This is a genomic window from Effusibacillus lacus, assembly GCF_002335525.1.
Lineage (GTDB): Bacteria > Bacillota > Bacilli > Tumebacillales > Effusibacillaceae > Effusibacillus > Effusibacillus lacus.
This window is the reverse complement of sequence record NZ_BDUF01000109.1, coordinates 43224-50289: the sequence shown is the minus strand read 5'-3', so window position 1 is coordinate 50289 and position 7066 is coordinate 43224. Positions and strand designations below refer to the sequence as shown.

Here is a 7066-nt window from a genome sequence, read left to right as displayed (position 1 = left end):
ATCGGCACGTCCGGCACGGCCAACCGGCGAATGGGCGACTCCAGGTCATACAACGCCTCTTCCGCCACCACCGCGGCCACCTCGGCCGTCATGCCGTAAGAACGGTAGTCTTCGTCAACCACCACCAAACGGTGGGTTTTCTTTATAGACTGCAGGATCGTTTCTTTGTCTAGCGGAACCAGAGAACGCAGATCGATCACTTCCGCCTCGATTCCCTCTTCCGCCAGCTTTTCGGCAGCTTCCAACGCATAATGGGTGGTCATTTGAATTCCGACAATCGTTACATCGCTTCCTTCGCGAACGACTTTTGCTTTTCCGAGGGGAACGGTGTATGCTTCTACCGGCACCTCACCGACTGAGGCGTCGATTTGGTCCATCCATCCCAGGCCCTGAAGCGATTTGTGGAACATAAAGACAACCGGATTGTCGTCGCGGATGGCGGAAATCATCATTCCCTTCAAATCGTAGGGAGTAGAAGGCGCAACCACTTTCATCCCCGGCATATGGGCAAACGTGGCGTACAAAGTCTGCGAATGCTGGGCTGCATCGTTATAACCGCCGCCGACTGCTGTCATCAACACCATCGGCAACCTGACGTTTCCACCGGACATATAGGGGATTTTGGCCATATGATTATAGATTTGATCCATGCACACCCCAAAGAAATCGACAAACATCAACTCGACAATCGGACGCATTCCCTCGGCGGCCGCCCCGATTGCGGCTCCAATAAAAGCCGTTTCTGAAATTGGGGTGTCCAACACCCGCTCCGGACCAAATTTTTTAAACAACCCTTCCGTGGAACCGAAGATGCCGCCGTACTGTCCGACATCCTCACCCATTACGAACACGCTCGGATCCCTTTCCATTTCCAGTGCGATCGCTTCCGCCATCGCTTTATTGCCCGTCAACATACGTTTTGCAACTGTCGCCATATTCGTACCCCTCTCCCTCAATGGAATTAAAAAAACTAAACGGCAAACAGATCTTCCAAAGCGGCTTGCGGCTCCGGATACGCGCTTTCCCGCGCAAACGCATAAGCTTCATCCACTTCCTTGCGTGCCCGTTGTTCCAATTGCTCAATCTCTTCCGGAGACAGATTGTATTGTTCCAACAGCACATCCTTTACCCGTTCGATCGGGTCTTTTTGTCGCAAGCCAGGCACTTCTTGCGGGTCGCGGTATACTTCCGGATCTCCCTGGAAATGCCCCAGGAAACGGTACGTTTCGATCTCGATGATGGACGGTCCTTCCCCTCTGCGGGCTCTTTCCACCGCTTCGCCCGACACACGGTACATTTCGATCGGGTCATTCTCTTTCACGCAATACCCCGGGATCCCGTACGCCGCGGCCCGTTGGTCATTTGTCGCCACTGCGGTTGACGCCGTTTTGGGAACGGAAATCCCGTAAGAGTTATCCTCAATCACCACGACCAGCGGGAGTTTCCAAAGTGCCGCCAGGTTCAGGGTTTCGTGAAATGCGCCCGCATTGGCGGCACCTTCACCGATAAACGCCACTGCCACCCAATCTTTCCCTTTCATTTTGGCTGCCAGAGCGGCCCCTGCCGCATGCGGCAGCCCCGCCGCAATAATTCCGCCGCAGGAAAATTTTGCTTTTGGATCAAAGAGATGCATATGCCCACCCTTCCCTTTGCCAAGACCCGTTACTTTTCCGAACATTTCGGCGGTCATCCGCTTCAGGTCAACCCCTTTGGCAATTGCGTTATGGTGAGGGCGATGAGGGGCAGTCACCGTATCTTCCTCATGTAAGTGCGCACAAATCCCGACAGCGGCAGGTTCCTGTCCGGCAGCCAGATGCATTTCCCCTGGTACAGGGCCGGCCCCAATGTTGAAAACCGGTTGTTTTCCTTCCGCATACGCCGACACCATCGTCTCCTCGTAATAACGGATTTTGACCATTGTTTCATACATCCATTTGATTTTGTCGACAGGTACCGACATGCTTTCTCCTCCTCCGCAAAGTATTGATTTTTTTGGGGGAATCCCAAAATTCAGTATCGCTTCTAAAACACAAAGCAAAAATCATGCCAGAGATTAAGACGTGTTAGTAAAGGCATATCCATAAAAAAAGTGTCCCATTTTGCTTCACAAGTACCGACAGACTCGGACACATCGAGACAAAATGGGACACTCCCAAGGGAACTTTTCATTTCAGGTTATATTTTTTCAATAATCGATAGAGGGTGCTGCGGGCAATCCCCAATTGCCGGGCCGCCTGTTTGTAATTGCCTTTGCTCTCGTGTATAGAGCGGATTAATGCCTGTTTTTTGATTTCTTCTTTGAACGGCAACTGATTTGCCAACTCTATCACCCGGGGATTCAGTCTTAACTCGATCGGCAGAAATTCAGGCAATAACTCTTCCCCGTCCGCCCGAATTATGGTTCGTTCCAATACGTTTTGCAATTCCCGGACATTTCCCGGCCAATCATACCGCGACAGAATATCCAGCAGTTCGGAAGAAACGGAACGTATTCTCTTTTGCAATCGCTGGTTTAATTTTTCCGTGAAACTGTAGACCAGCAGCGGAATGTCTTCTTTCCTTTTGCGCAAACCCGGAATTTTGATCGGTATTACATTCAACCGGTAAAACAGATCTTCCCGAAATGTTCCCTTACGGACTTCCTCTTCCAGATTTTTGTTTGTGGAAGCAATAATCCTTACATCAACCGGTATCGCCTTGTAACCGCCAATCCGCATCACTTCCTTGTTTTGCAACACCCGTAGCAACAAAACCTGCATCTCCAACGACATTTCGCCGATTTCATCAAGGAACAAGGTTCCTCCGTCTGCCAGTTCGAATTTTCCGGCGTTTCCTCCTTTTTTGGCGCCGGTAAAAGCTTCTTCCACAAAACCGAACAGCTCACTGCCCAGTAAATCCCTGGGAATCGCGCCGCAATTGATGGCCAAAAAAGGTTTCCCGCGACGTATGCTCGCATTGTGGATCGCCTGGGCAAACAAATCTTTTCCTGTACCGCTTTCACCTGTCAATAAAACGTTCGAATCGGTGCGGGCGGCCAGTCTGGCCTCATTGACACAATCCAGGAAAACGGCGCTTTGTCCGACAATGTCATCAAACGTGATTTTGGCCCGGCTCCCTGTCATGTCATAAACAAACTGCCGGACTTTTTCAATCTCCTGAAGCGTAATCAAGGCCCCCATCGATTCGCCGTCCGGATTTTTTATCGGCTTTACGTTCATCAAAACGGGAACGGTTTCCCCGTTTGCCGCAATCCGCAAACGGATTTCCCGATGAGTCAAGGTTACGGCATTCGAGGTGATCTGGCTCATTACCCGGTTGTCGAATACCTGATCAATCCGCTGCCCCTCCATCTGTTCAGGCTTTAATTTGACAATCCGGGAGAGGGTATCGTTCGTCCGGATGATCTTCCCGTCTTTCGCCGCGATTACTACCCCTTCCGTCAATGTGTTGACGGTTGCCTCAAGATAACTTTGCATAATTTCGTTTTTTCGGGATTTCTCGATGACGCTCAAATGATTTTCGATAGCCTCGACTGCTGACACAACCATGCCTAGAGTGTGGGGATGAACTTTTTCAAACGGTCCCGACATATTCAGAACTCCAATGATTCGTCCGTCGGGGCTATGTACGGGAGCTGCCGAACAGGTCCAGGCGTGGCAGATTTCCGAGAAATGTTCCGCTGCATAAATTTGGATCGGCCTGTCCAGTTTCAGACAGGTGCCAATCGCGTTCGTCCCGACAGCTTCCTCGCTCCAGTCGGCTCCTTCGACAAAATGAATCCTCTCCGCCTCCCGCAAAGTGTCCCTGTCCCCAATCACCTTTAACAAGAAACCGCTTTCACAACAGAGAATTACAAGAAAACCCGATCCTCTCACGATCTTGTACAGGCTCTCCATCAATGGCAGGGCCGTCTCCAGCAATCCACGTTTCCTCTGCAGATACTCGGGAAATGAAGTTTGGATCCGCGCTTTCCTGCCGACCGGTTGAAACGGATCAACTCCAAAGGCAACAGACCGGAGCCACGACTGTCTGACCAACTCATCAAGATCCGGGTCCAATTGGCGGTTCGAAACAAACTTTTCCCACATGGCTTTGAGTTGTTCCTTGTTCCGCACATTACTTCCCCCATCCAATTTCTTAATTTGCAAACCCCCGTTCACAGCCGAAAATTCCCTGGTTGTCTTTAGTTCAATGGTATCATATGGGTAAATTCACGCCAATCGGATTACTCATTATTCAAATATTGCTAGATTTCTTTGCACATGGAATACTAAAAGCAGAGAAGAAACTCCCCTGCTTTGGAGGAACCCCCATGGAAGAATGGTTCTTGGAATATCATATCCACAAAAATCGTCCCGGTTTGTTGGGGGATATCGCATCTCTTTTGGGTATGCTTTCGATAAATATAGTCACCATAGGCGGCGCTGAAGGTATCAATCGCATCTTGCTTCGTACGGATGATACGCAAAAAATTTCGATTTTACGTTCCATGCTCCGAACTATCGAAAATATAACCGTTACTGCGTTGAGGCAACCAACACTGCCGGATCGTTTGGCTCTTCGTCATGGGCGCTTTATCCGGAGTGAGTCCGAACATAACAAAACCTATCGGTTTTCACGGGACGAATTGGGGATTCTGATCGATTTTTTGGGGGAACTTTTGAAAAGAGAAGGAAACCAGGTCATTGGCGTCAAGGGGATGCCGAAGGTGGGCAAAACGGAAGCCATCATAGCGGCATGCGTTTACTCAAGCAAACGATGGACTTTCATCTCCTCCACCATGATCCGGCAAAGTGCCCGGACCCGCCTTTATCCTGTGGAACGTGAACCTGACAATATTGTTTTCCTGTTGGACGGTTCGATGACTGCTCGCGCAAGTGAAGATCACCACCGAGTCGTTAAAGAAGTCATGGACATGGACGTTCCGAAAGTGATTGAGAATCCGGATATGTTTATTCAACAAGGGGACTATACGTTGGATATTTTTGACCGGATTATCGAGCTTTACAGTACGGGCGAAACCTTCACCGAAGGTTAGACTCACTAATCGAAAAATAAACTTTTTCTTCCCTTTTGCTAAGATCGGATATTGCTTCTATAGTTTCTAAAATGAAAACCCGAAAAGGAACATCCTTATCGGGTCTTGCTTTACTTATTTCTAATCATTATTATACCAGCCTAGCGGCTCAACTTTTAAATTGACGTTGATTTGTTTTACTTCAGTGTATGCTTCATAGCCAAATGTCCCGAGTTCCCGGCCGATGCCACTTTGCTTATAGCCGCCCCATGGAGCTTCATTGTATGTTGGGTGATACGTATTGATCCATGTGATGCCGGCACGTAGTCTTTTTATTACACGCATCGCCTTCGCTCCGTCCTGTGTAAAAACTCCACCCGCGAGACCATAAACTGTGCTGTTTGCAAGGCGAATCGCTTCTTCCTCGTCACGGAAGCGCTGAACGACAAGGACTGGTCCAAAAATTTCCTCCTGTACGATGCGCATCTCGGGAGTTGTGTTGATGAAAATGGTTGGTTCCACAAAATTGCCTTTTGCATAATCTCCAGTTGTGATACGGTTGCCACCTAACACTAGATCAGCGCCCTCCTGTTTCCCAAGCTCAATGTAACTCAAGACCTTCTGCAGGTGAGCGGGAGTGATCAGCGGTCCCATTTCCGTTTGTTCATTCATCCCGTTCCCTACTCTAATCTTTTTGCTGAACTCCACGAGTGCCTCGACGAATCGGTCATGGATCGAATCTTCCACCAGCAGTCGAGAACCGGCCGAGCATACCTGCCCCTGGTTGGCGAAAATTCCGAACATGGCGAACTCTACGGCCGTATCGAAGTCCGCATCGGCAAAGATAATATTAGGCGACTTGCCGCCGAGCTCGAGCGAAATCTTTTTCAAATTCCGGCTTGCTGTCTGCATGATACTTCTACCCGTCGCAGTCCCCCCGGTGAAGGCCACCTTATCGACCAGATCACTATCCACCAGTTCGTGACCTACGACCGGTCCAGACCCGAGGACAAGGTTGGCGACACCCGGTGGGAAGCCGACTTCTTCGATGATTTCAAAGAGTTTGATCGCTGTAAGCGGTGTCACTTCTGCCGGTTTGAAAACTGTGGTATTGGCTGCGGCTAAACAGGGAGCGAGCTTCCACGCCGCCATAAGTAAAGGATAGTTCCATGGCACAATTTGACCGCAGACCCCAATCGGTTCCCGAACGACCATCGTCACCATTGGATCTGCCACCTGATAGGTTTGACCAAGCGGCTTGTTGATCAATCCAGCATAATAGCGGAAACAGTTTACGGCGTCATTTACGTCGAAGCGGCTTTCCCTCAGCGGTTTTCCACAATTTAGCGTTTCCAATATTGCGAACTCTTCCGCTCGCTGTTCCAAGCGATCAGCCAATGCGTTCAGAAGACGGGCTCGTTCAACAGGAGGTATCTCCGGCCAATCGGTTTCATCAAACACTCGTCTCGCCTCACGAATCGCCCGCTGTACATCTGCTACTCCTCCCTCTGCCACAACAGCGATAACTTCTCCGGTGGCAGGATTGACTATCTGGCGAGTGTTTCCTTGCTCTGACTCTACCCATCTGCCGGCGATATACATTTTTTCGCACGAATTGCTTGTGAAGGTCACAAGTTCTCCCCCTTTTGCAAATTGTTTCCTTAGTTTCACTCGCATGTTTCACTCGTAGTTGATACTACTAATTCTTAAAATGGGCTAGCGCTTGATACAAATCAGCTTCAAATCCGTCATTTCTTCCACTGCAAACTTGACCCCTTCCCTGCCAAATCCACTCTCCTTTACGCCACCATAGGGCATGTTGTCGACGCGGAAGGTTGGAATGTCGTTTATCATCACTCCACCAACATGAAGTTGTTCCGCCGCACGCATAGCCGCACGGAGATCGTTGGTGTACACACCCGCCTGAAGACCGTACCGGGAATCGTTCACCGCCTCAATCGCTTTATTTAAATCAACGAAAGGCGTAACGATTACCACCGGTCCAAAAACTTCTTGGCACGATACGGGCAATTGTTTGGACACATTGGT

At 49.7% G+C, this 7066-nt stretch carries 6 protein-coding genes; 1 reads left to right on the top strand and 5 read right to left on the bottom strand.

The genetic code is table 11. The features are described from left to right. The 3 genes from EFBL_RS18125 to EFBL_RS18115 form a co-directional block, all read right to left on the bottom strand. Positions 1-935: alpha-ketoacid dehydrogenase subunit beta (locus EFBL_RS18125; protein ID WP_096183780.1), on the bottom strand; the 935-nt coding region annotated here is incomplete at its 3' end. Between the two features lie 35 nt (positions 936-970). Beyond that, complete coding sequence (locus EFBL_RS18120) at positions 971-1960, bottom strand: thiamine pyrophosphate-dependent dehydrogenase E1 component subunit alpha (protein ID WP_096183778.1); 990 nt, start codon at positions 1958-1960, stop codon at positions 971-973. Between the two features lie 205 nt (positions 1961-2165). Continuing rightward, positions 2166-4115, bottom strand: a complete 1950-nt coding sequence (locus tag EFBL_RS18115; protein ID WP_424955030.1) for a sigma-54-dependent Fis family transcriptional regulator — start codon at positions 4113-4115, stop codon at positions 2166-2168. Between the two features lie 197 nt (positions 4116-4312). Between EFBL_RS18115 and EFBL_RS18110 the strand changes: the two genes are divergently transcribed. After that, entirely contained in the window at positions 4313-5038 is a 726-nt protein-coding gene (locus tag EFBL_RS18110) for a DUF3388 domain-containing protein (RefSeq protein ID WP_096183776.1), read from the top strand. Positions 5039-5158: 120 nt separating this feature from the next. Here the strand turns inward: EFBL_RS18110 and EFBL_RS18105 are convergent, their stop codons facing one another. Both EFBL_RS18105 and EFBL_RS21535 read right to left on the bottom strand, forming a co-directional pair. Beyond that, positions 5159-6619 (bottom strand): aldehyde dehydrogenase family protein, encoded by a 1461-nt coding sequence (locus EFBL_RS18105; RefSeq protein ID WP_096184183.1) that lies wholly within the window; start codon positions 6617-6619, stop codon positions 5159-5161. 114 nt (positions 6620-6733) lie between these two features. Then, on the bottom strand, positions 6734-7066 hold a 333-nt coding region (locus EFBL_RS21535; RefSeq protein ID WP_231705878.1), incomplete at its 5' end, for an aldehyde dehydrogenase family protein.

Excerpts from the sequence above, each read along its gene's own strand:
- EFBL_RS18110 (WP_096183776.1), top strand. The coding sequence starts at position 4,313 with ATGGAAGAATGGTTCTTGGAATATCATATCCACAAAAATCGTCCCGGT.
- EFBL_RS18120 (WP_096183778.1), bottom strand. The coding sequence starts at position 1,960 with ATGTCGGTACCTGTCGACAAAATCAAATGGATGTATGAAACAATGGTC.
- EFBL_RS18105 (WP_096184183.1), bottom strand. The coding sequence starts at position 6,619 with ATGTATATCGCCGGCAGATGGGTAGAGTCAGAGCAAGGAAACACTCGC.